This window comes from Chryseobacterium sp. MEBOG07 (assembly GCF_021869745.1).
GTDB lineage: Bacteria > Bacteroidota > Bacteroidia > Flavobacteriales > Weeksellaceae > Chryseobacterium > Chryseobacterium viscerum.
On the sequence record NZ_CP084579.1, the window covers coordinates 834,386 to 857,655 of the forward strand.

Below are 23,270 nucleotides of genomic sequence, written 5' to 3' on the forward strand. Positions count from 1 at the left end.
AATGTCAATTAATAAGTATAAAGGATATAGCTTAAGGAACCGGGTATTTTTCGGCTTCTTGCTGGTATGCTTTTTAAGTGTTGTCGCTACATCGCTCGTTCCTTACTTCGTGTTGAGGAATCACTCTCTGCAGCAGAGTAATATCGATATGCAGGATAAAACCAATGCCGTTATGCGGTATCTTGACTATGCGGTAAGCCAGACTCTTATAGAAACAAAAGACCTTCCGAAAGTTTTAGGGAATAAAATCTTTGAAATAGCGGATATCAACCAGCATGACATTTTTATTTATGATCTGAAAGGAGATTATCTGCTTTCCAATAAAGATGAAGCCCTGGTAGAGCAGAAAACGATTCCCATAGAGATCGTCAATAGAATGCTGTCTACCGATGCAAGGGTAGATATGGTGAATTATGATGCTTCTAAAGATGCTAAACTTACCTCTTCATATCTGTTGTTGAAAAACAATGAGCTTGAGCCTATCGGAATTGTCTATATTCCTTTATATCACAATGAATCTGCTTATCTGGAGGTTCTTCATCAATATGTAAAATACATTCTTTTAGTCGATATATTCCTTATCTTATTTAGTGTATGGATCAGCTGGGTGACGTCCAACAGCCTTGCAAAAACAATTACGAAGTTCTCTGATATGATTACCCGTATTACATTATTTGAAAATGAAATGCGTCCTATCAGATATTATAAAAATGATGAGCTTAATGCTTTAGCTAGGGCTTATAACAGGATGATTCTTCAAATCCAGGATCAGAAGGAAAGGCTGCGTTTCAAGGCATCAGAAGAAGCATGGAGGGAAATGGCCAAACAGGTTGCTCATGAGGTGAAAAATCCATTGACTCCGATGAAACTTACGATTCAGAATTTCGAAAGAAAATTTGATCCGGAAGATCCTAATATTAAAGAAAAAGTAAAGCAGATGAGCAAAACCATGGTGGATCAGATCGATCTGATTGCTACGGTAGCCTCAGCGTTCTCAGAATTTGCAAAACTCCCAGAAAAAAATAATGAAGTGATCAATCTGAATACAGAGGTTGAAGATATTCTCCGCGTATTCAATGATGACAGTATTTTCATGCATGCCAACAAGACCAATATTATGATCAATATGGATAGAATTTATCTTTCCAGGATTATAACCAATCTTGTGACCAATGCAAAACAGGCAGAAAGTGATCAGAGAAAACTCATCATCAATGTAGATGTAGAACAGCATCAGAGAAGAGTCATTATTTCTGTTCAGGATAACGGAATAGGAATTCCCGATAATATGTACGAAAGAATCTTTGAACCGAATTTTACTTCTAAAAACAGTGGGATGGGACTTGGATTATCGATGGTAAGAAAGATGATTGAAGATTATAAAGGGGAGATCTCTGTGAAATCTGAAGTAGGGAAGGGATCCACATTCATCATTACATTGCCTACCAATTTATAGTGAAGCCTTTTACATTTAAACAATTTGAAATTCAGCAGTCTAAAGACGTCTTCCGTGTAGGAACAGATGGTGTTCTGCTTGGAGCTTTGGCTGATGTTGAACATGCTTTCCGTATTTTGGAAGTAGGAACAGGTACGGGGCTGATCTCTTTAATGCTGGCACAAAGAAATCTGCAGGCTGATTTTTTTGGGCTTGATATTAATGAAGATGCTGCTTTGCTTACAAAGCTCAATTTTGAAAATTCCCCATTTCATACAAGACTGAAAAATAAACATCAGGATTTTAAAACTTTTGAATCCGAAGAGCAATTTGATCTGATTGTTTCTAATCCTCCTTATTTTGAGGAGTCAGGATCAGAGAAAGACAAGATTGCACGCCAAACTGTAGAATTAAATTTCAGGCAGTTAATATCCAAAGCGTCCGGGCTTCTGTCTGGGAGCGGTATTTTCTCAGTAATTATTCCTGTGGAAGCGGGAGCGGTTTTTATATCAATTGGAAAAGAAAATAATCTATTTCTGAACCGGAGAGTCAACGTCAAAGGGATTGAAAATTCAAAAGCTAAAAGACTGATTCTGGAGTTTTCATTGGAAGAAAAAGAGATCCGCGAATCTGACTTTATTATAGAAAAAAGTCCGAGACAATACTCGGACCAATATCTTGAACTCACCAAAGAGTTTCATGTTTTTAAATAGGGGCTGAATTCTTACTCAAACAATTCAGCAGTATCCAATACTGATACTTTTCCATCTTCACATCTGATTGCTTCACCAGGGAAGTTCTGAATCATATGGTAATCGTGTGTTGCCATTACTACTGCAGCTCCGTTTTCAAGGGCAACCTGCTTTAATAAGGTCATGATTTCATTAGAAGTTTCCGGGTCAAGGTTTCCTGTCGGCTCATCTGCTAAGATAAGATCAGGGTGGTTAAGAAGCGCTCTTGCGATCGCAATACGCTGTTGTTCTCCTCCGGAAAGTTCGTGTGGCATTTTGTGCTTTTTGCTTTTCATGTTCACACTTCCCAAAACCTCATTAATACGGTCTTCCATTTTTACTTTATCATTCCATCCTGTTGCTTCAAGAACAAATTTTAAATTCTTTTCAACGGTTCTGTCAGAAAGTAATTGGAAATCCTGGAATACGATTCCTAATTTTCTTCTTAGATTAGGGATGTCAGAGGGCTTTAATTTTGCAAGATCAAATCCTACCACAGATCCGTGTCCTGATGCTAATGGAATGTGTCCGTAAAGCGTTTTCAGAAGGGAGCTTTTTCCAGAACCTGTTTTTCCGATAAGATAGCAGAATCTACCTTTTTTAATGTTAAGATTTACATCGGAAAGTACAGTGAAGCTTTTTTGTGCAATCTTGGCTTGCTGTAAACTTATGATGTTTTCTCCAGAGATATTTGTATGTGGCATAATTTAATTTTAAAGGCTGTTTCTAACAAAAAAATTTCAATCTTTAAAAATAGAAAAAAGAAGTCTATCTGACTCTAATTTTAGTAAATTTTAACAACAAAAAATGCCTGAAAATAAACTTTTCAAGCATGATTTGTATATGATAATGTAGAATTATCTCTTCGCGCGTGAAGCACTTACAGTTAAACTCTTTCTGCCTTTAGCTCTTCTCGCAGCCAAAACTCTTCTTCCATTTGGCGTAGACATTCTTTCTCTGAAACCGTGTTTGTTTCTTTTCTTTCTTTCTGATGGCTGGAATGTTCTTTTACTCATTACTATATGTTTAAATCGTAATTAATCTATTAATTTTCAGGTTGCAAAGATATATAAATTTTTATAAGATACAAACTTTAATAATCTTTTTTTAAATTAAATTGAATGTTTTTTGCTCAGGTATTTATAAATCCCCGATGGGAAAACCATTTTCCGGGTGCAAAAATAATATTTAAATGATTTATATAAAAGCTCTATCTTTGAAAACTTTAATTTTAACGAAAATAAACACCGGATGTTTACACCAGCAGAACTTTTAGATATCAATACATTACTTACACAAGAGAGCAAAATAGTTATCCTTACCCACTATAACCCGGATGGAGATGCTATTGGTTCTAGTTTAGGATTGAAGCATTATCTGAAAGCAAAGGGAATTCATGCCGAGGTTATTGTACCTAATGATTTTCCGAAATTTTTGAAGTGGATGCCGGAATCTAAAAAAGTGATTATTGCTGAGTACAAAAGAAAGCTGGCGTCTGATATGATTGCAGGTGCAGATGTTATTTTCTGTCTGGATTTCAATTCTCCATCAAGAATTGGTTTACTTGGAGATTGGTTGGTTAGAGCTCAGGGGAAGAAAATTCTTATTGATCACCACCAACAGCCGGAAAAATTTGACTTTGTTTACTCAGATACGGTTATCCCTGCAACTTCACAGATGATCTATCATTTCATTGAAGCTATGAATGATGAAAAACTGGTGAACCAGGATATGGCAGAATGCCTTTATACCGGGATTATGACAGATACAGGTGGTTTCCGTTTTCGTTCTACAAGTGCTACCACGCACAGAATTATTGCCAATCTTATTGAGCATGGTGCAGATCCTGCCATGATCACATCCAATACATGGGACACCAATACGGTTTCCCGTTTACATTTACTTGCTTTGGTTCTGGGAAGAATAGAAGTAGTGAATGATGGTACTGTAGCAGTTTTAAGCCTTACTAGAAATGAACTTAAGGAATTAGGTTTCCAGAAAGGAGATACGGAAGGTTTTGTAAACTATGGTTTGAGCATTGCCGGAGTAAAAATGTCTGCATTCTTTATGGAAGATCTATATGAGGATTTTGTTAAAATCTCGTTCAGAAGTAAAGATGATGTTGATGTGAATCAGTTTTCAAGAAAATATTTCAATGGTGGCGGGCATATCAATGCTGCCGGTGGAAAATCTTTAGAATCTTTGGCTGGAACAATAGAAACCTTTAAAAATAAAGTAAAAGAAGAAAGCTTCTAGAAGGACGAAAATGTAAAAAGACAAAGGGGTAAAGCCTTAGACCCTCAAATCTTTTCGGTATCCTTTTTCTTCAAGCTCCTGACAGGTGTATTCATAGACCTGCTGAAACATTTCATCCATGTATCTTTTGTTGAAAAGACTGTACTTCGTCATTTTAGGCGGATCTAAAAATATATTGCAGTATTTCACTTTAGAATAGACAGATTTTGCGATGGCTAAGTGAAGGATTCTGTCGAATTCTTTCATCAGACTCATCTTTTTCAATTCGTCATAACTGATCGAGTTGACATGAGAGGCAATCAGGAAGTCACATTTATCAATAATAGGTTCAATGGGAAGATTGTCCAGAACGCCACCGTCTACATAAATTTTCTCCCCTATCCTTACCGGAGGAAGAATAAATGGAACACTGGATGAAGCCAGTAACGGAGCGAAAAGCTCCCCCTCAGAAAAGAAATCTACAATACCATGTGTCATTTCGGTAGCGGCAACATACACAGGGATTCCTAAAATACTGAAATTGTCCTCAGGAAAATAATCTTTGAAAAGTTTTAAAATAAAATTCGAGCTGAAGATTCCGTTCTTTGATAATTTTAAAGCTGATCTCGAAAAAAAAGAAGTCTGCCTTACAATTTCCATCATCTCATCTGGCGTTTTTCCAAAAGAATAAAAAGCCCCAATGATAGAACCTGCACTGGTTCCGGAGATAATATGTGGTTTTAGATTATATTCTTCCAAAGCCTTCAACACGGCAATATGAGCAATACCACGCATGCCTCCGCCTGAAAGTGTAAGCCCGATAACCGGTGGTTTCTTTTTTTGAATGTGAATAAAGCCATTGCGAAAATTATCCTTACTAATATACAGGATTTTTTGTAAACAAGACTTTAATTCATTAGAAAACTGGGGATTAGAAAACCAGTTTTTTAGGAAGATTGTGAAGAAGTTCTGTGTTGATGATTTCGGAGCAGATAACAGGTTTTTCCCAATGTCCGTTATGCCCGCAATCCAGAATATATGATTTGATATTTGTTCTGTCCGGTAGATGTTTGATCATCATATCGGTTTTTACAGCGTTGTCGTGTTTTCCTGCCAATACCAGAATTTTAGCTTCCAGATTTTCCAGGATATGTTTTTTATCGGTTCTTTCTACCATTCCTTTCACGCAGGCAAGAGCACCCATATTGTTCGTCGAGAGTGCTGTTTCAAGAGCGGTTTCAATTTTCCCTTCCAGAATATCTCTTTCGTTAGGATTGAATAGATTGGGAACTCCGGCTCTTGCATAATGGGCAAATGCATCCTTTATAATTCTATAACTTTTGATACGCTGCTGTTTTTTCTCCTCATCATCCGGAAAATAGGTAGAGAAAAATAGCGTCAAGCTTTTTAAAGAGTCAGGATATTTTTCTGCAAAAGCTAGCGAAGTGTAACCTCCCATAGAATGTCCCAAAAGATGTACTTTTTCTAAATTTTGCTGGTCTAAAACTTTTTTGACTTCTTCAGCCATCAGCTCCATGGTGTGAACTTCTGCAAGAATTTCAGATTGTCCGTGGCCGGGAAGATCAATTTTCAGGAGTGAAAAATCTTTAGAAAGATGAGGCTCCATATCATTCCATATGGATAGATTCTCCATAAACCCGTGTAGAAGTACCAATGTTTCTTTTCCGTTTCCTTTTCTTTCAAAGTTCAGCATGATTCCAAAATTATAGAAGGTTAAAAAAATACAGCCATTGTATGCTGTAGCTCTATTTTCCTTTCAAATGTAAACAAAAAAGAGCATTTTTAAAATGCTCTTCTTGTTTTATTGAGTTAATTCCTTATAAACCTTTGTTTCCCAAGGTTTGATGTCAGTTACGCCATATCTTTCCTTTTTAGAAATAGCAAGGTTGTCCAGCATGTCTACAAAATTCTTGTAGTTGGCTTCATCCGTTGGCTTTACAATAACGGTGAAGTTTTCAGGTTTGGGAGCATTCTTGTAAGCTTCAGCAATGATTTTTGAAATCTTTATTCCACTGAAATCAGTTTCCTTAAGGTTTCCTGTATTCAAATCTTTTGCGTTGCTCTGATGATAAAATACACGGTTGTCTTTTCCAAGGATAAAAGTGACCTGGTTTTGATCTCCGATTACATTATCAGTTGGGAGGGGGTTGGGATTATGGTCTTTTGCCGGTAGTCCTAAATCCATTACGTTAGGTTTTGTAAAATTAGTGGTGAACATAAAGAATGTGATGAGTAAGAATCCCAGATCTACCATAGGAGTCATGTCTACTCTGATCATTTTTTTCTTTTGTTTGCTGCCTTGTTTTTCTTGTGCAATTACTTCTGCCATGATTAAAAGTTTTAAAATGTTAAACGGTATTTGTTGATTAATTCTTACAAAACATATGCCTTGTCTGTGGAATAATCAATAGATTCATGAATCTATTAATAGTTTTTGTGATGAATTTTAATTTTCCATTTCTTTTAATCTGTTTTTCTAAAAGTGTATCATCATGATATTGATGGCTTACTGATTATTGAATTTTCAGGATGATCTTTGTCTAAAGATCTGCACAAAAAAACTCACACGGTAAAGTGTGAGTTTTTATAAGGTATGTAAATGATTTATTTATTCTTTTTATAGAAATTAACACCACATTCCAGGAATTTCTTGAAATCCTCTTTTGGCATATATCCTGAAACCGGAGTATTGATTACTTTCCCGTCCGGAGTGATTAAAACATAATGTGGTTGAGAGTTATTATTGAAGTTAACCTGTTGGAATAAGCTCCATCTGTCACCAATTGTTTTTACCTTTTTGATCTGTCCTTCACCAAGGTCAATTTTAGTCTTTTGATCCTCAGGAAGCTCTTCTTTGTCATCCACATACAGAGATGCTAATACGACATCGTTTTGAAGGACTGGTAAAATGTCAGGTTCGCTCCATACAAATTCCTCCATTTTTCTACAGTTTTCACAACCGTATCCTGTGAAGTCAATCAAGATAGGTTTGTCTTCTTTTTTGGCCAGTTCTATTGCTTTGAAGAAGTCGTGCTCCGGATGCATTCCTAAAATTCCGTCTTTTTCATCATGGAAATAACTTACATTCAATGGAGGTAAAATTCCACTTAATAATTGAAGTTTCGGACGGTCAGATGGAATCAATCCCTGAATCAGATAGATCACAAAACCAATTCCCAATACTCCTAATATCTTTCTTGTGATAGAGATCTTAGGTTTTTTATCATCATGCGGGAATTTGATAAATCCTAATAAATATAATGCTAATCCTAATGCAACAATGATCCAGATGGCGATGAAAAGTTCTCTTTTTAAGAAGAATGTTTTAGATACAAGATCTGCTTTAGATAAGAATTTCAATGCTAAAGCCAGTTCTACGAAACCTAAAACTACTTTTACCGTATTCATCCATCCTCCGGATTTCGGAAGACTTTGTAATGCTTGCGGGAATAAGGCCAATAATCCGAAAACAATAGCCCATGCTAATCCAAATCCTGCCAATGCAAATGTCAATAACATCGGTACATTGGTAGAACCTGTTACCGCACTTCCTAATAAACTTCCCAAAATAGGTCCTGTACAAGAGAATGAAACGATAACCAATGTCAATGCCATAAAGAAAATCCCAATGATTCCTCCTGCTTCTTCCGCTTTAGAAGACTTGTTGGCGATAGAACTTGGCAAAGTAATATCATAATACCCGAAGAAACTTCCGGCAAAGAAGATAAATATGATGAAGAATGCAATATTCAGCCATACACTTGTGGAAATTTCGTTGAAGATATTTCCTGCAATTCCGTCGATAATATGGAACGGAATACTTAATAAAACGAATATAAGAAGGATGAAAAACCCATAAATAAGGGCATCTCTTTTTCCTTTTGCTTTGTTCTTATTCCCTTTTGTGAAAAATGAAACGGTCAAAGGAATCATCGGGAAAACGCAAGGAGTAAGCAATGCGATAAGCCCACCGATAAATCCTAAGAATAAATATGTCCAGTAATTTTCATCCACCTTGGTTGAAGCTGTACCACAATCCGTCAATGGATTTTTGAAATCTATACTTTCAATTTTCAGTTGTTTAGGATCCAGTTTTGAAGCCTCTGTGATGGTAGCTACTGTTTTTGAAGGATTTTCGGTAACTGTTTCAGTCACTTTTAATGAATCTTTTACGGGAACTGCCGTTTCCTCAGTGGTAGCTTCTTCCGTTGCCCCTTTTGGAGTCACTTTTTGGTTGAATTCTAATGTATTTGGAGCCAGACAAACTCTGTCATCACAAGTCTGATAAGTAATCTCAGAAGTGACATCCGCAGGTTTTGTAGGGTCTTTTAATTTAAATTTCTGCTTAAATCCAGCTGAGTTGGAGTAGAAAACAATCGTTCCACCGAATGCTTCAGAAAACTCCTCATGTTTTTTACCTACTTCGGAAAATTTCCCGATCAGTTCAATATTTTTTCCTGTAACTTTATACTCAGTGGGAATTCCGGTATCTTCCGGGAGATCTTTTGAGTAAATGTGCCATCCACTTTCCATCGTGGCATTCAATACCGCTTCGTACTGGTTGTTTCCCAGATCGTTGATGGTGAATTTAAACTTTAGAGGATTCTTTATCTGTGCATTAATTCCCGTTGCTAAAAATAGTAGAATTAATAAAAACCAATTTCTAAATTTCATTTTTCGTTTCATTAAAAATTTTGAGACTCCATTTTGTCTTCTCATCCTTTGCGTATCATCTGTTTCGTCTAAAAGATCCTATTCTGAGTACAGAATCATCATCAGACAGTATCTGAATTTTTTGCCTCGCTAAAATAGATAATTTTTCGTCCTTAAAAAACTTAGAAGCTTTCTTTTTTAGAAGCTTTCCAGGTAAAAAAATTCCTATTTTACTTTAACTGTAGTAAAAATATCAATCCTTTTAAGACTCAAAGCTGTTATTGATTTTATCAATATCAAAAAATTAAACTCTATTTCAGTATTGCTATTAAGTCTCCTGAACCTAAATTATAAATAGCAAGTTCGAATCAGACTTTATTATAATTGCTTTACAATATCTTCTGTAGAGGCTCTGTTTTTGTAATCTGGATCAAAATGTCTCCATATAATTTCTTTACCCTCATTAAGAATAAATGTCGCAGAGACAGGCAGTCTTCCTGAGTTATCTGATCTGCTTTTAGCGAAGTCATCTTTCAATCTGGAGTTATAGAAATTCAGAGTTTCACTGTTGGGAGTATAGAGAACATCGAAGGCTTCCGCAATTTTATACCCTTCATCATATAGAACCGTATAATCAGTTTTTGTTTTGCTGATTGTCTTTTCTATAAATTCTGGTTTTTCAGGAGATATGATGACTAACCTTGCGTTTTTGGACTTTAGTTCGGGCGCCAGGTTTTGCAACGTTTCGATATATTTATTACAGTAAGGACACCATTGACCTCTGATAAAAACAATAATAAGTTTTTCTTTTTCTTTCGATGAAGAAAATGTATTTCCTACATGGTCTTTTGCCGTAAAATTTTCGATCTTATCTCCAACCATTTTCCCTTTTACCTGTTCTAAGGTTTTATCGGTTTGAGCCATTTTTTTTTTCAAAACAGATGCTCCAACATCTAAAAACTGGGTGGGATTATAATATCCGAAATCATATTGAACCAGTTTACCCTTTGGATCCAGGAATAAAAAAGAAGGATAATTGACCACTTTAAATTCTTTAGCTAGGTTAACCCCCTCTTTTTCTGCATCTATAGCAAGATTTACAAAGTTTTTATTGAACATTTCTCCAATTTGAGGATCGGTGAATGTTTTCTTTGCCATCAACTTACAAGGACCACACCAGGTAGTGTACAAGTCAATGAAAATAAGTTTATTCTCTTTTGCTGCGATTTTTTTCGCCGCTTCTAAATCAATTTTTTTAAAATTGATACCCGTGCTTTGCGCATTAAACGAGATTCCTAGTAATATGAGGAAGCTCAATACCATTTTTTTGAACATAAGAATGTTGTTTTTTTATTATGTTCCCTTAAAAAGGAAAAAATCACCCATTCATTTAATAATTTATTTTAACTCATTGATAATCAGTGTGTTTTTTTTGTCTTTTATTTTTCTGATCTGCTCTACACATTTATATTTTTGGTTCTGAGCATTATGCTTGCTTGAATATTGATATTTGTCCTGGATTTCCTCAATGCTTTTATTTTCAATAAAAATATCGTGGATTAAATTTTGACAGTGTGAAGAAATGGACTTAACATAACCAAAGAGTTTTTCCCAATAGTATTTTTCATTTTCAATAGCAGAAGTAATTTCCTGTTGATTTTCTATGAAGTAATTTTCAGGCGACTCTATATAAAAATTTCTGTTTTTTAATTTTTTCAGCCACAGATTTTTAGAAATGCCAATGATGTAATTTCCCAGACAGGTCTGAACGTTGAAATCATCTGCATTCAGTTTTTGATAAAGGATGAGCAGTGCATCTTGGAAAATATCTTCCGCATCTTCGGTATTTCCTTTATTCTTAAGGATAAATTTTTTGGTATAGCCAAAATACTGTTGATATAAAATACCAAAAGCGATATTGCTGTCTTTCTTAAAATCATCAACAGCTAACGAATTAGTTGTTCTTCTGTCCATTTTATGATTATCTTTTTTTGAGTATTTCCATCTGCCTGATACCTGCGGTCCTGTCTGAGAGGGATAACTCCCAAAATGTGGTTTCTGGAATCACACAATAACCAGACCTTTTCCCTGATCAAAATAGATAATTTCTCGTCTCTAAAAAACTTGGAAACTTTCTTTTTCCCCGAAAAACCAACAGGATAAAACTCGTCACCCTCTTTTTGTTTTCTTAAACGCAGTGGGAAGTGAATTTTTTCAGCATCAAAGTCCCACTCAATCTCTTTATTGATCCCGTCAATGTTTTCAATATAATCTACGAGATTGATGCTGATTTGGTTTTCGGAAAAATCAAAATGATCGATCAGTACTATTTCCTCTTTGGTGCTTTGTTCATCGCTTCTATTCATAAATATCAGTTCGTTACGATTGACAATCAACTGATATTCTTTTGAGAAAAAGGAACTGTTGTTTTCGGCTTTAAAAATTTTAGGGATTTCTTCCTCCTGGCTGAACCCGTATTTTTTTAAAATTTCAAATTTTACGAAATCACTTTCCTGATCAAGTTTTTCTTTTGATACTATTTTATAGTCTTTGTTAAATATTGTAATACGATTTTCTATCTCCTGAATTTGTTTCTGTACAAAATCTTTGGTTTGATTAAGGTACAAAGAACTTTTTCTGAAGTTTTCCAAGAAATGATCGTTAGTTTCCATCAGTGCCGGAACAATCTCATTTCTAATCTTATTACGTAGATAATCATTTTTTTTATTAGAAAGATCTTCCCGGAATTCAATAGTATTCTGCTCAGCAAATTGATAAATTTCTTTTTTGGAAAAATTTAAAAAGGGTCTGAGAATATTATTGTCATTCGCTGGAATTCCGCTTAATCCGTTGATGCCAGCAGCCTTGGAAAGGTTGATGATAAATGTTTCCAGCTGGTCATTCAGATGATGAGCTGTTACCAAAAATTCCAGTTTTTCCTTTCGCTGGATTTCTTTAAAAAAGGTGTATCTAAGTTCTCTTGCCCAAAGCTGAATAGAATTTTCCGGCTTTTGATCTTTTTCCGAAACTTCATACAGATGAAATTTTATATGATTTTTCTCACAAAAATCCTGTACTGTTTTCTGATCCAGATCCGAATCATTACCACGGAGTTTATAATTGATATGAGAAACCTGAAACCGGTACTTTGAACCTTGAATTTCGGACCCTAAATCCCTGAATAAAGAGGCAAGAACCATAGAATCTGCTCCACCGCTTACGGCCAGAAGATACGTGTGATTTTCAGGCTCGTGAACGAGATTTTTTAATTGGCTGATAAAGCTTGATTTTTCCAACATAGATGTTGAGAATTTCTTTTATGCAAAGATAACCGATATAATTCAATTGAATTTCCCTAACTTTGAGTAGTCTAAAAATGATTATTTATGAAGATTTTAAAAGTTTTAGCAGTTTCTGCAATGGCGCTGGGAATGACATCTTGTGTCAGCAAGAAGCAATATGATGCTTTGAGCATAAACTATAAACAGTGTATTGAGAATATTGGAGAAAGACAAAGAGAAATTCAGGATTTGAAATCTCAAAACTCTGCATTGACAGGGGAAAACAACTTGTTGAAAAGTCAGCATGATGCTTTGAAATCATCACTTGATGCATGTCTTTCTAATACCGGAAAAAGTTCTGCTAACATTGATAAACTTGTAGGTGAAATCAATGCTTCCAACTCTTATATCAAACAGCTGATATCAAGTAATGCTAAAAATGACAGCTTGAACCTTGCATTGTCTAACAAACTGAAAAGATCTTTAGATAATATGTCAGATCAGGATGTACAGGTGAAAGTATTGAAAGGAGTAGTAATGATCTCTCTTTCAGATAAAATGCTGTACAAAACAGGAGATTACAACATTTTGCCTGCTGCTCAGGAAGTGCTGGGTAAAGTGGCTAAAGTAATCAATGATTATGATAAATATTCAGTATTGATCGAAGGTAACACAGATAATGCTCCGTTAAACTCTCCAAATATTCCGAGAGACAACTGGGATCTTTCTGCATTAAGAGGTACGTCTGTTGCTAAAATTCTTCAGACTCAGTTTGGAGTAGATCCTGCTAGAATTACCGCTGGTGGTCGTTCAGAATATAACCCGAAAGCGACTAATATGAGCGTTTCAGGAAGATCTGAAAACAGAAGAACAGAAATTATCATTATGCCTAAGCTTGATGAGTTTATGAAACTGATGGATATTACTCCTAAGAAATAATCACTCAACCATACATAAAAATAAATCCCGAAGCAATTCGGGATTTGTTTTTTTATGAACCTATTTGTTTCGAAATATAATGGGCAGGTATTTTTTTCTTTGAAGAACGGACAATCTTTTTAATGGGTTGTTCAAAATAAAAATTGGTGATATTCCATACAATCATAATCGCTGAAAAATAATATAAGTTGAGAACCAATGCAATTCCTATATGCATAGAAACCGTTAGGAAAAGCCATGTCTTCTGAGTCGGTTTGTACCATATGAAAAACGGATAACACATCTCAATAATAATAGTACTCCATCCGATGAAACTCAAAATATAAGAATGTTCTATAAGCCAGCTAAAATCAATATTCAGATCCCTGTTGGAGTAGGGCAGATGGATGGCTTTCCAGATAGATTCGCCGTTCCACCAGTTGAAGCCTAAAGCTTTGTCCAATCCTGAAAAGAAATAAGCAATAGAAATATGAATCTGAAATAATCTTTTTACTGGGGTAATATTGATGTTTCCAGGTTTTTTGCTGAAAATAAAGTTTCTGAGGGAAAAATGGGAATCGGACGGAAAAAGGATCAGATAAAACAAGGACATACTCGTGAAAAAGTCCACACCATACGCAAAGAAAGAACTTCCTTTGAGTAATGCAATCTGCAGTATCAGTAATAGCAGAGCAGAAATTCTGGAATAAAATCCGGTGATAACAAAAATACACAATGTGATAAATGATACTTTGGTTATCATAATTGTTGTGCTTTCTTCAATACCGAAAGTCTGCAAAAAGCTGACACCTTTTGAAAATGTAATGAGCCAATCCGGAGTAAAAACACTCATGATATCCTGTGGAATGACACTGCTGCTAGAAAATAATTTTTCAAAATCAGGAATCACTGCAATGAATTGTAAAAGAATGATAAGTCCTATTGCAATTCTGAAGAAACTTAAAAATTCTGTTTGATTATCCTGCTTGAAAAAGAAATTTTCAACTTTTGTGTAAAGTACATTCAGTTTTTTCATCGCTTTAATGTTTAAATTCATCAATAAGAATCAAATTTTCATTCGTCTTTCCCTGTCTGAAATCTGCAATAGTAGGGTAGTCGTACAGATAAAGTTTTGTAGTAACCTTTGTTGCTTTTGGATTTTCTTTCATAACATGCGCCGCAATCTGCCGGATAATGATGTCCAGATATTGATAATACTTGCTGTCGTACTTGTTTTTATCAGAAATTTTATCAAGAAACATATTAAAGACTGTCGTATATCTCACTCTGCTTTCCTTACTTTTAAAATAAGGCATGGTCTTTTGTTCCAGAATATTTCCATTGTTATCTTTCAGTTCAAAACTCATGACAAAATCACTGGCAACATTGGGTGCATAAAAGCCATAGCCTGTATCAAAACCGGTATAAGATGCAAACATATTGACGGGCTTTGACTGAGCAATGTTTTCTGAAATTTTGTAAGCTAAAGGTTTTTCATAATTTTTGTTTTCATAATAAAAACCATAGTAGCCATCAAACGTTCCCTTCATACCAATCGTAAAGACCAGTAATAAAACAATAAAAATCCCGGATAACTGAAGCTTTCTTTTCATGGCAAAAGATTTAAGAAAAGGCTGTTTTCATTCTGAAGACAGCCTTTTGCTGTTATTTGTAATTTACCAATACATTATTCAGTTTTACATTGATTCTGGGATCAATAGCTGTATTGGCTTTTATAGATTTTATGATCACATTGGTAAGGTTCTTTCTACCCATCGTTGGTGGGCAGATGGTATATTCTTCAGCACCTCTTATCGTTAATTTACTTAAGGAGGCAATGTCTTTCTGGCTCAACAATGCAGCGTTGGTAGCAACCTGATTGTTTTGAATAGCATAATAATCTGTTCGCAATTCTTTAGCTCCGTATTTTTTTAGAATATCATCTACTTTAGTTCTCAGATCACCATATTTTTTCCAGTCAATATTGGCTTTTATCAAGCATCCGCGGATGATGTACTGTCTGTTGATTTTGTATACAATAAAATTGGTGCCCAAACCATTCTGATGAAGTTTTTGCAGGCTTAGTAAATTTTTCATGTCTTCATCAGAGATTTTTTTGACATCTTTAATGATGTAATTGTTGTCTACGATGTAATTGCCCTTTTCTTTATAAAAAGTCATCTCCTGAGGTTTTAGCTGGGAAAATATAATAACAAGTCCCACTATTGCTCCAATTAAAAATAAAGTCTTTGTTTTCATGTGGTTGTTTTTAAAAATATCCCTACTCTGTTTAGGATTTTCGGGTTCCTCCTTTTTGTGAGTGTTTCATGGTTGGAAAACTTATGTCAAATGTAGAATTATGTGAGTGCTTTAGAATAAGTGTTTATCCTGTTTTTGTATAGGGATTTTAACCTTTAAAATTAAATATGAATAGGGGATGAGGTAATAACCTACAAATAACAGTCTATGTAAGGATCTTCAAAACTGCTTTGTAGATGCTTAAAATGTAAAATTTGATAAAAATTTGTCGGACGAACTTGATAAAGTTCTTTTGAATGGATGTTGGTAAAAGATTGATCCCTGTGCGGGATAAATTGTTAATCTGACGATCAGGCAGACTACCTGATGTGACCTGAGTAGAAATAACCCTGCATTAAAAAAAAATAAATCCCGAAGGTGGCCGGGATTTACTTTTTAATCAAATTAATTCTTCTTTTTTCAAGAGAGAAATAATTCGTTGCAAAAATGAAGTGGATATTTCTGTCTTAGTTTTTGCTGCAGAAGAATCTGTTCTACCTTTCGGTACAACTTTTTTGCGATTCTCATGGTTAGTTTGTGTCTCTCCTGCAACCATCTTGTTTTCTCTTAGTGTTTTTACCCGTTATTCGTATTGCAAACTTATCATTAATACCACAAAAATAACATCCGTGTTTTCACGGTATTTTATATGGGTATTTCCCTGAAAAAGCGGAATTTATTTTATAGATAAATAAATTATAAGGTATGTAATCATTTGGTTTATAATAAAATGTGTATATTTAAATCTCTATAAAAGGAAATAATATAGAGAGAAATCCGAAAATCTTAAGAGTAGGAATTAATACTAAACTAAAAACAATTATGAAAAATTTAAAAAAACTTTCAAGAGGAGAAATGAAAACTTTACAGGGAGCTGATTTATGGTGTAATCCACAAATAATTTGTCAAAGAACCTCTGACTGCTGCCCGGGATGGGTTTGTGGTTCTAAAGGAGAATATTGTATAGCCTATTAAAGATATCATCTGCATTGAAAGAATAGACTAAAAAGAGGGATTCATTTCTCTCTTTTTTTGTATCTTATCTTCGGGTAGAAAAGGAAAATTTAAAAAAAGAAGATTTAAAATCCTTAAATTTGTTTAAATTAAAGTTGTATGAGTTTTTTTGAAGAAAAGAATCCTGAAATGGACAGATATTTAGAAGCACACGCTTCTTCGGAATCCGAAATTCTGAAAAAACTGAGAAGAGAAACATATCAAAAAACAACACAGCCGCATATGATTTCGGGATACCAGCAGGGAAGACTGCTAACGATGATTTCCCAAATGATGCAGCCGAAAAGTATCCTGGAGATAGGAACATTTACAGGATATGCCACATTATGCCTGGCTTCAGGACTGGCAAAAGACGGCAAAATTACAACGTTGGATGTGAATGAAGATCTTGCCTATCTGCCGAAGAAATATTTCGAGGCAAGCGAATATGCTGATCAGATTGATTTCAAACTTCAGGATGCTAAAGAGTTTTTAAAAGAAACAGATGAGTTTTTTGACCTGATTTTTGTAGATGCAGATAAAGAGAACTATGCCGAATATTTTAGACTGATAAAACCCCATACGAAGTCAGGAACTGTAGTTCTTTTCGATAATGTTCTGTGGTACGGAAAAGTACTGGAAGAAAATCCAAAGTTGAAATCTACCCAGTCTATCCAGGAATTAAATGATTTAGCAGCAAAAGATGAAGATTTTGAAAATCTTATTTTACCTTTGCGAGACGGAGTCAACTTTCTTCGCAGAAAGTAATTAAAATATCCAAAGATTAAACATTTAAAGAGTGTACAGACCGTATTTTTAATCTTTAAATTATTCAATCTTAAAATTGAGAGTTAATGAATAAAGGAATTTGTATTGTTACAGTAGCGCCGGTTCGTGCAGAAAATTCTGACAGAGCTGAAATTGTTACGGAAATATTGTTCGGAGAAAGTGCAGATATTTTGGAAGTAGATAAAAACTGGACCAAAATTAAGATGCATTACGATGGCTATGAAGGATGGATGGATACCAAACAATTGAAACCCGTAACAGATGAAGATCTGGCCAGAAGAAAAGTGACTGTCGTTACTGAAGATTTTTCTTCCGTATTGATGAACGACGGAAAAACGTTGCTGTCTATGGGATCGGAAGTAGAATTCCCAGTGGTGGCTTCCAGAAGAAGTCATGATGTACGGGAAAGTATCGCATTGGCTGCAAAAGAATTCCTTAATGTACCTTATCTGTGGGGTGGCAAAAGCTTTTTTGCAGTAGACTGCTCAGGCTTTACCCAATTGGTCTATAAAATTCACAATATTAAAATACCCAGAGATGCCTCACAACAAGCTGAGGTGGGAGAACCTCTTACTTTTATAGAAGAAACACAGCCCGGAGATCTTGCTTTCTTTGAAAATGCGGACGGGAAAATAATTCACGTAGGAATTATGCTGGAGAATCAAAAAATTATCCATGCTTCCGGAAAAGTGAGAATTGACACCTTGGATTCTACAGGAATTTTCAATAAAGAAATGAATAAGCATACTCATAAATTGAGAGTGCTTAAAAGCGTAATTTAATTTCCAATAAATCGTATCTGAAATGGAAAATATTCTCTTTACAATTTTTGATATTTTTAATTTTGGATGGGTTGTTTTTCTGTGGTGGTTTACCATCAGGAACTATAATACTTTGCCGAAGAGAATTCCTGTTCATATGGATTTGGACGGAAAACCGGACCGGTTCGGAGGAAAAATCTATGCCTTTTTAATGCCTGTATTGGCTGCAGTAATGTATGCTGTTTTTACCTTTGCAACAAGACATCCTGAGGGAACGAATTTTCCGGTAGAAATTACAGATCAGAACAGACACGCCCAGTTTTTAATTATGAAGATCTTTATGAGGGTTCTATTTGCATTCCTTATGCTGATCTTTATAAACAATCAGGATTATATGATCAGACGTGCTTCCGATGAAAATGCAAAACCGAAAATTTCGATTGCTACTACCATTTTAAGCGTTATTGCATTTTTACCTGTAATGTTGGTCATTATCAATCTATTTAAATGATACATTCCAAAGACAATTCAGAACATTATATTTGGGGAGACCATTGTGACAGCTGGATTCTGAAAAACACCCAAAACTTATCTGTGAAGCAGGAAAAGATGCCTGCGGGAACTTCAGAAAAATTACATTTTCATAAGGCAGCAGAACAGTTTTTTTATATTCTGAAAGGAGAAGCCGTCTTGTATATCAATGAAGATAAATTTTTGGTTAAACAAGGTGAATCTATTTCCATTGCACCAGGATCAAAGCATTTTATATCCAATGAATCCACCGAAGAAATTGAGTTTTTAGTCATATCCAATCCACCTACAGATCAGGATAGAATTGAAATTAAAGAATAATTAAAAATGGCTTTCCTATACAATATATTTATCAGTCTTCTTACTTTCGGAATGAAAGCTTTCGCGTTGATTAATGATAAAACTAAAAAAGGCGTTGAAGGAAGAAGGCAGTCCTTGAGCAAAGTAAAATCTGCATTTTCAAAAACAGATAAAGTAATTTGGATGCATGCAGCCAGTTTAGGAGAGTATGAGCAGGGATTGCCCGTTTTGGAAAAGCTTAAAGAGAATTTTCCCCAGCACAAAGTTCTGGTGACCTTTTTCTCTCCATCCGGATATGAAAATGTTGTAAAAAAGAAACATATTGCAGACGTGATCTGTTATCTTCCTTTTGATAAAAAAAGCAGTGTAAAAGAATTTGTATCACAGTTTAATGCCGAACTATTTTTTACGGTTAAATATGATTACTGGTATAATCTGCTTGCTGAACTGAAAAATAAAGGTACAAAGATCTATGTTATTTCTGCGTTGTTCTATGAAAGACAGTCCTTCTTTACCTCTTATGGAAAATGGTTTGTAAAACAGCTTCAGAAAAATGTGGATTGGTTTTTTCATCAGACCCAGTTTTCATTGGCTTTGGCAAAAAGTGTAGGGTTGGTGAAGTCTTCCGTAACGGGAGATACAAGATTTGATAGAGTAAAACAACTTCGCGAACGGGATAATCATGTAGACTTTATTGCAAGTTTCAAAGGAGAGAATAAAGCCGTTGTTTTTGGAAGCTCGTGGCAGGCAGAGGAGAAAATAGCAGAGGTAGTTTCCCGTAAAAACAATACGGTGAAACTCATTATAGCACCACATGATCTGAAAAGAGTAGAGCATTTAAAGAATACCTTTCCAAATGCTTTATTATACAGCGAAATAAAAAATGCCCAACCATCAGTTGCTAACTCTCAAATTCTGATCATAGACAGCATCGGGTTATTGTCAAAACTATATTCTTATGCAGATGTAGCCGTTGTGGGAGGAGGGTTCCATGAGGCAGGCCTTCATAATATTCTGGAAGCAGCAACCTTTGGGGTTCCTGTGATCTTTGGAAATCATTACAGAAAGAACCCGGAAGCCGATGATCTTGTCTCCGCGAATGGCGGGAAATCTTTTCCAGACGAATATACAGCCTCAGAATTCGTTTTATTTCTCTTGAATGAAGAGAATAGAGAAGAACTTGCAGAAATGTCTCAAAATGCCGGGAAATTCGTAGATGAAAAACCGAACTCTACCGAAATGATTCTTCAGAAAATTTTATCGTAAGTATCCCTGGCTTTTCATTTCCTTCATAATCTGGTCCACGTTTTCCGGAATTTTTTCACATTCGAGCCAACTGATCTCAAGACCGTTGTTGATACAGAGTTTTTGAAGATAATGGTTGTCTGAGATCTTCTTCTGAGTATCGCGCAGGTATTCATCAATTTCCATCCAGTAATCCTCATCCAGTTTTTTAATAAGAGTTAAAGATTTGAATACTTTATTGATAATGTAAATATAAAGCTTGTAAACATTGTCAAACCTTTGTCTGCTGAGGTCACTGTTATTATCCAATATTTTATTGACAAGAAGAAGGTTCAGAGAAACTTCTCCAAATTTATCAGTAGTAATTTTTATGTGTTCAGTGATTTCTGCACTGATCTTTCGGATGATAGTCAGGAAATAGGGAGCGTTTCCTGTATATTTTGATGCTAAAAGAACCTTTTCCTCTACAATTTCTTCCATTGCATTTCTCTTATCGTCGGTGGTTTCCGGATCGATAAGTTCGAAATACAGTTTTTTAGACAATAATTTATCCTTTCTCAGGAGTCTGAAAATAAGTTTGTCTTTATCGGTACCGGAAAAAGCGCTCAGAGCGGCTTTGAACTCTTTTGAATACTCCATTAATTGAAAATTTTCGAATACTTCATGAATCCATTCAGCGCCCAATTAGCTGTATAGTATAGTGATTTTACAGTTGAAAATCCCATGAAATCTTTATAAACAAGATATTGATCTTTGATGATATTTTTTTTATTTCTGGAAACACTATTTTCGCGCATTCTGTATTTTGCCAGTGTCTTTTTTACCGGTATTCCTTCTGGAATTACTTTTAAAAGATTAAGCCACATGACATGATCCTCACGCTTACTTTTTACAGGAAATAAAAATTTCCCAACCCTCCTGGTATCATACATTGTGGAAACCGGAGCCAGTCGGCAGGTCTTCAGCAGATTAGAAAAAGTGACAACCTTATCAGCTAGGAAATCTTTTAGGATAGGCTGAAGCTGCTCATTACACCTGGAATAATTGCAGTAGACAAGTTCTACATGATGCTCTTGCATATAATCCGTCATCGTTTCCAGATATTCAGGATACCAATAATCATCAGAATCCAGAAAAGCGATATATCTTCCCTGAGCTCTTTCCAGACTATTGTTTCTTGCATTTCCTGCACCGCCATTTTTCTCCAGTACCTGCAGTTTTATTCTGGGGTCATTATATTTTCTGATGATCTCAACAGTATTGTCTTTGGAAAGGTCATCAGTGATCAGCCATTCCCAGTTTTCGTAGGTTTGGTTAAGAACAGACTGTATGGTTTCCTCGATGAATTCCGCTGAATTATAGCAAGGAGTGATAATGGAGACAAGATCTTTCATTTATGTTTTCTAAACTGCAAAATTATAAAAATCTTTTTTCATAAAGATGCCAGGAGCTTACACCTACCGCAATAACCACCAACATACATACCAAAGCCATTACAAATGGATTGTAATCTTCGAACAATCCTAAAGTCTGAAAAGTTCTGATAATAGGAAAGTGGAAAATGTAGATTCCGTAGGTGAAATCACCATATTTTCCGAAATTATTTAAGAATTTGATTGAATAGGCAATATACATTACGATAATACCGATCATCATTGGAGAAAAAAGCTGAATTTTTAAATATAAATCAATCCACACAGTGGCGAGAGCAATGATGAAAATTATATTTTTATGTTTGATGAATTTATCAAAATTAAAGTAAATCAGCATTCCAGGGATAAAATAGGATAATGTTCCAGGAAGCTGTTTGGCAAGGGAAATTTTATTTAAAGATTCAAAATAATTGAGATAAATAAGTGATAAAAAGTATAAAATAACCAAACTTATATTTCTGTATTTATTATTCTTTCCGAAAAGCAAAAACAACAAAGGAACAGAGAAATAGTAGCACATTTCTATTTTCAGCGTCCATAGGGCACCGTTCACGGCTTGATTTCCAAAAACTCCGGGAAGCCAGGGTGCTTTAAAATTTAAAAATAATGAATTCCAAAAAAGGTATTTGTAAACTTGTGTATTACTGAAATATTCGATTAAAGAATACGTACTTACCAAACTTAATAAAATTGCACATAAAAAAATAACCAATAAGTAAGCGGGAACAATTCTTTTGATTCTCTTTTTTAAATAACTTTTGAGGCTTGAAGATCTGTCGTAGCTCCTTGCAATAAGAAATCCACTCACTGCAAAGAAACCGAAAACGGCAATTTCTATAGGGCTGTGTTCAAAAATCTTGAGATCCGGAGATGCGCTGAGTGTACCAAGATGACCAAGAAAGACAATGAAGGCGAGGAGAACACGTATAAAGTCAAAATTGTTTTTCGTTATATCCTGCATTTGTATTTTGTTTCCTGCAAAAATAACTTTTTTAATAGAATGAATGATGCTCATGTATTCATTATTTGTTAAATAAAGGGAAAATGAGGTCCGAGTGTTTTAAAATATATATAAATAAACGTCGATAAAATAATTTTTCATAAAAAATAGTAATATAAATCAAAAAATTATAATTTTAGCGCTTGAAAAAAATGATCTATGAAGAAATTAGCATTACTATTTGCAGGTTTGTCATTATTTGCCGCTACAGGATGTAGTAGTAATAATGATACTGTTCTTGAAGCTCCTCTAGTTGGGACCTGGCAGCCACTGAAAGAAGTGGTTACTACTGTTGAGACTGGTGAAGATCCGGTTTCTAACACGATTACTTATACTGATTGTCAGAAAAAGACAAGATGGTGGTTCAGCGTTGACTCCAAAGGAGCGAAAACAAACTGGGGAGATACTGCTACACCTGGTCAGTGTGCTATTCTTTCGGATATAAAATTCAACTATACCTACAATAAGGAAGGGAAAGATGTTCAAATGAAAATTCAGGGGATCGTAGAGCCGGTAAATGCAAAGATTATTACTTTGGATAATACAACGCTTAATCTTGCTGTAAGAGAAGAAACTCAGGATCCTACTATATTCCAGACAAGAACTTATACGTTCAAAAGAGTTAGCCAATAATAGTATACTTCAG

The 23,270-nt window shown here is 34.9% G+C and carries 26 protein-coding genes; 11 read left to right on the forward strand and 15 right to left on the reverse strand.

The window, feature by feature from the left end:
- The first annotated feature begins 1 nt into the window (after position 1).
- Entirely contained in the window at positions 2-1,456 is a 1,455-nt protein-coding gene (locus LF886_RS03800) for a sensor histidine kinase (protein ID WP_103232312.1), read from the forward strand.
- On the forward strand, positions 1,456-2,148 hold the full coding sequence (locus LF886_RS03805) for a tRNA1(Val) (adenine(37)-N6)-methyltransferase (protein ID WP_236852790.1): 693 nt from the start codon (positions 1,456-1,458) through the stop codon (positions 2,146-2,148). The genes LF886_RS03800 and LF886_RS03805 overlap by 1 nt, the downstream gene beginning before the upstream one ends.
- 11 nt (positions 2,149-2,159) lie before the next feature.
- Here LF886_RS03805 and LF886_RS03810 read toward each other — a convergent pair whose 3' ends face one another.
- Together LF886_RS03810 and rpmH are read right to left on the reverse strand one after the other, a co-directional pair.
- A complete protein-coding gene (locus LF886_RS03810; RefSeq protein WP_103232310.1) occupies positions 2,160-2,870 on the reverse strand; it encodes a cell division ATP-binding protein FtsE in 711 nt (236 codons plus the stop codon).
- 153 nt (positions 2,871-3,023) lie between these two features.
- On the reverse strand, positions 3,024-3,182 hold the full coding sequence (rpmH, locus tag LF886_RS03815; RefSeq protein WP_040997588.1) for a 50S ribosomal protein L34: 159 nt from the start codon (positions 3,180-3,182) through the stop codon (positions 3,024-3,026).
- A 235-nt stretch (positions 3,183-3,417) separates the two neighbouring features.
- Between rpmH and LF886_RS03820 the strand changes: the two genes are divergently transcribed.
- Positions 3,418-4,422, forward strand: a complete 1,005-nt coding sequence (locus tag LF886_RS03820; protein WP_236852791.1) for a DHH family phosphoesterase — start codon at positions 3,418-3,420, stop codon at positions 4,420-4,422.
- 36 nt (positions 4,423-4,458) lie between these two features.
- Here LF886_RS03820 and LF886_RS03825 read toward each other — a convergent pair whose 3' ends face one another.
- The 7 genes from LF886_RS03825 to tilS form a co-directional block, all read right to left on the reverse strand.
- Positions 4,459-5,196 carry a patatin-like phospholipase family protein gene (locus LF886_RS03825; protein WP_236852792.1) on the reverse strand — a complete coding sequence of 246 codons (738 nt, stop codon included), beginning with the start codon at positions 5,194-5,196 and terminating at the stop codon, positions 4,459-4,461.
- Between the two features lie 136 nt (positions 5,197-5,332).
- Positions 5,333-6,115: an alpha/beta fold hydrolase gene (locus LF886_RS03830; protein WP_236852793.1), complete on the reverse strand. Its 783-nt coding sequence runs from the start codon at positions 6,113-6,115 to the stop codon at positions 5,333-5,335.
- A gap of 108 nt (positions 6,116-6,223) precedes the next feature.
- The gene (locus tag LF886_RS03835) at positions 6,224-6,751 is read right to left on the reverse strand and encodes a biopolymer transporter ExbD (protein WP_236852794.1); all 528 of its coding nucleotides are present in this window, start codon (positions 6,749-6,751) and stop codon (positions 6,224-6,226) included.
- A gap of 275 nt (positions 6,752-7,026) precedes the next feature.
- Positions 7,027-9,096 (reverse strand): protein-disulfide reductase DsbD family protein, encoded by a 2,070-nt coding sequence (locus LF886_RS03840; RefSeq protein ID WP_236852795.1) that lies wholly within the window; start codon positions 9,094-9,096, stop codon positions 7,027-7,029.
- A gap of 357 nt (positions 9,097-9,453) precedes the next feature.
- Positions 9,454-10,410, reverse strand: coding sequence for a redoxin domain-containing protein (locus tag LF886_RS03845; RefSeq protein WP_236852796.1), 957 nt, complete (start codon positions 10,408-10,410; stop codon positions 9,454-9,456).
- Between the two features lie 63 nt (positions 10,411-10,473).
- Entirely contained in the window at positions 10,474-11,049 is a 576-nt protein-coding gene (locus tag LF886_RS03850; RefSeq protein WP_236852797.1) for an RNA polymerase sigma factor, read from the reverse strand.
- On the reverse strand, positions 11,022-12,374 hold the full coding sequence (tilS, locus tag LF886_RS03855; RefSeq protein ID WP_236852798.1) for a tRNA lysidine(34) synthetase TilS: 1,353 nt from the start codon (positions 12,372-12,374) through the stop codon (positions 11,022-11,024). The genes LF886_RS03850 and tilS overlap by 28 nt, the downstream gene beginning before the upstream one ends.
- An 87-nt stretch (positions 12,375-12,461) precedes the next feature.
- On the opposite strand from tilS, the gene LF886_RS03860 reads away from it, so the two are divergent.
- The gene (locus LF886_RS03860) at positions 12,462-13,295 is read left to right on the forward strand and encodes an OmpA family protein (protein ID WP_109739033.1); all 834 of its coding nucleotides are present in this window, start codon (positions 12,462-12,464) and stop codon (positions 13,293-13,295) included.
- 52 nt (positions 13,296-13,347) lie between these two features.
- Here LF886_RS03860 and LF886_RS03865 read toward each other — a convergent pair whose 3' ends face one another.
- Genes LF886_RS03865 through LF886_RS03875 form a run of 3 tightly spaced genes read right to left on the reverse strand, consistent with a single transcriptional unit; the run spans position 13,348 to position 15,533 of the window.
- Positions 13,348-14,331: an HTTM domain-containing protein gene (locus LF886_RS03865; protein WP_236852799.1), complete on the reverse strand. Its 984-nt coding sequence runs from the start codon at positions 14,329-14,331 to the stop codon at positions 13,348-13,350.
- Positions 14,315-14,887: a hypothetical protein gene (locus LF886_RS03870; RefSeq protein ID WP_236852800.1), complete on the reverse strand. Its 573-nt coding sequence runs from the start codon at positions 14,885-14,887 to the stop codon at positions 14,315-14,317. The genes LF886_RS03865 and LF886_RS03870 overlap by 17 nt, the downstream gene beginning before the upstream one ends.
- A 52-nt stretch (positions 14,888-14,939) precedes the next feature.
- On the reverse strand, positions 14,940-15,533 hold the full coding sequence (locus tag LF886_RS03875) for a hypothetical protein (RefSeq protein ID WP_124536540.1): 594 nt from the start codon (positions 15,531-15,533) through the stop codon (positions 14,940-14,942).
- An 861-nt stretch (positions 15,534-16,394) separates the two neighbouring features.
- Between LF886_RS03875 and LF886_RS03880 the strand changes: the two genes are divergently transcribed.
- The 6 genes from LF886_RS03880 to LF886_RS03905 all read left to right on the forward strand — a co-directional run bounded on the left by LF886_RS03880 (position 16,395) and on the right by LF886_RS03905 (position 20,212).
- A complete protein-coding gene (locus LF886_RS03880) occupies positions 16,395-16,547 on the forward strand; it encodes a CCPGW family putative bacteriocin (RefSeq protein ID WP_236852801.1) in 153 nt (50 codons plus the stop codon).
- 138 nt (positions 16,548-16,685) lie between these two features.
- Positions 16,686-17,333 (forward strand): O-methyltransferase, encoded by a 648-nt coding sequence (locus LF886_RS03885; RefSeq protein WP_236852802.1) that lies wholly within the window; start codon positions 16,686-16,688, stop codon positions 17,331-17,333.
- Between the two features lie 86 nt (positions 17,334-17,419).
- Entirely contained in the window at positions 17,420-18,136 is a 717-nt protein-coding gene (locus LF886_RS03890) for a C40 family peptidase (protein WP_124536534.1), read from the forward strand.
- Positions 18,137-18,158: 22 nt separating this feature from the next.
- Positions 18,159-18,626 (forward strand): DUF1648 domain-containing protein, encoded by a 468-nt coding sequence (locus LF886_RS03895; RefSeq protein WP_236852803.1) that lies wholly within the window; start codon positions 18,159-18,161, stop codon positions 18,624-18,626.
- The gene (locus LF886_RS03900; protein WP_236852804.1) at positions 18,623-18,967 is read left to right on the forward strand and encodes a cupin domain-containing protein; all 345 of its coding nucleotides are present in this window, start codon (positions 18,623-18,625) and stop codon (positions 18,965-18,967) included. Before LF886_RS03895 ends, LF886_RS03900 begins: the two co-directional genes overlap by 4 nt.
- Positions 18,968-18,973: 6 nt before the next feature.
- Positions 18,974-20,212, forward strand: a complete 1,239-nt coding sequence (locus LF886_RS03905; RefSeq protein ID WP_236852805.1) for a 3-deoxy-D-manno-octulosonic acid transferase — start codon at positions 18,974-18,976, stop codon at positions 20,210-20,212.
- Here the strand turns inward: LF886_RS03905 and LF886_RS03910 are convergent.
- Genes LF886_RS03910 through LF886_RS03920 form a run of 3 tightly spaced genes read right to left on the reverse strand, consistent with a single transcriptional unit; the run spans position 20,204 to position 22,639 of the window.
- Complete coding sequence (locus LF886_RS03910; RefSeq protein ID WP_236852806.1) at positions 20,204-20,830, reverse strand: deoxyuridine 5'-triphosphate nucleotidohydrolase; 627 nt, start codon at positions 20,828-20,830, stop codon at positions 20,204-20,206. The genes LF886_RS03905 and LF886_RS03910 overlap by 9 nt on opposite strands.
- Positions 20,830-21,585 carry a glycosyltransferase family 2 protein gene (locus LF886_RS03915; RefSeq protein WP_236852807.1) on the reverse strand — a complete coding sequence of 252 codons (756 nt, stop codon included), beginning with the start codon at positions 21,583-21,585 and terminating at the stop codon, positions 20,830-20,832. The genes LF886_RS03910 and LF886_RS03915 overlap by 1 nt, the downstream gene beginning before the upstream one ends.
- A gap of 22 nt (positions 21,586-21,607) precedes the next feature.
- A complete protein-coding gene (locus LF886_RS03920) occupies positions 21,608-22,639 on the reverse strand; it encodes an acyltransferase family protein (protein ID WP_236852808.1) in 1,032 nt (343 codons plus the stop codon).
- A 144-nt stretch (positions 22,640-22,783) separates the two neighbouring features.
- Between LF886_RS03920 and LF886_RS03925 the strand changes: the two genes are divergently transcribed.
- A complete protein-coding gene (locus tag LF886_RS03925) occupies positions 22,784-23,257 on the forward strand; it encodes a lipocalin family protein (RefSeq protein ID WP_236852809.1) in 474 nt (157 codons plus the stop codon).
- The last annotated feature ends 13 nt before the right edge of the window (positions 23,258-23,270 follow it).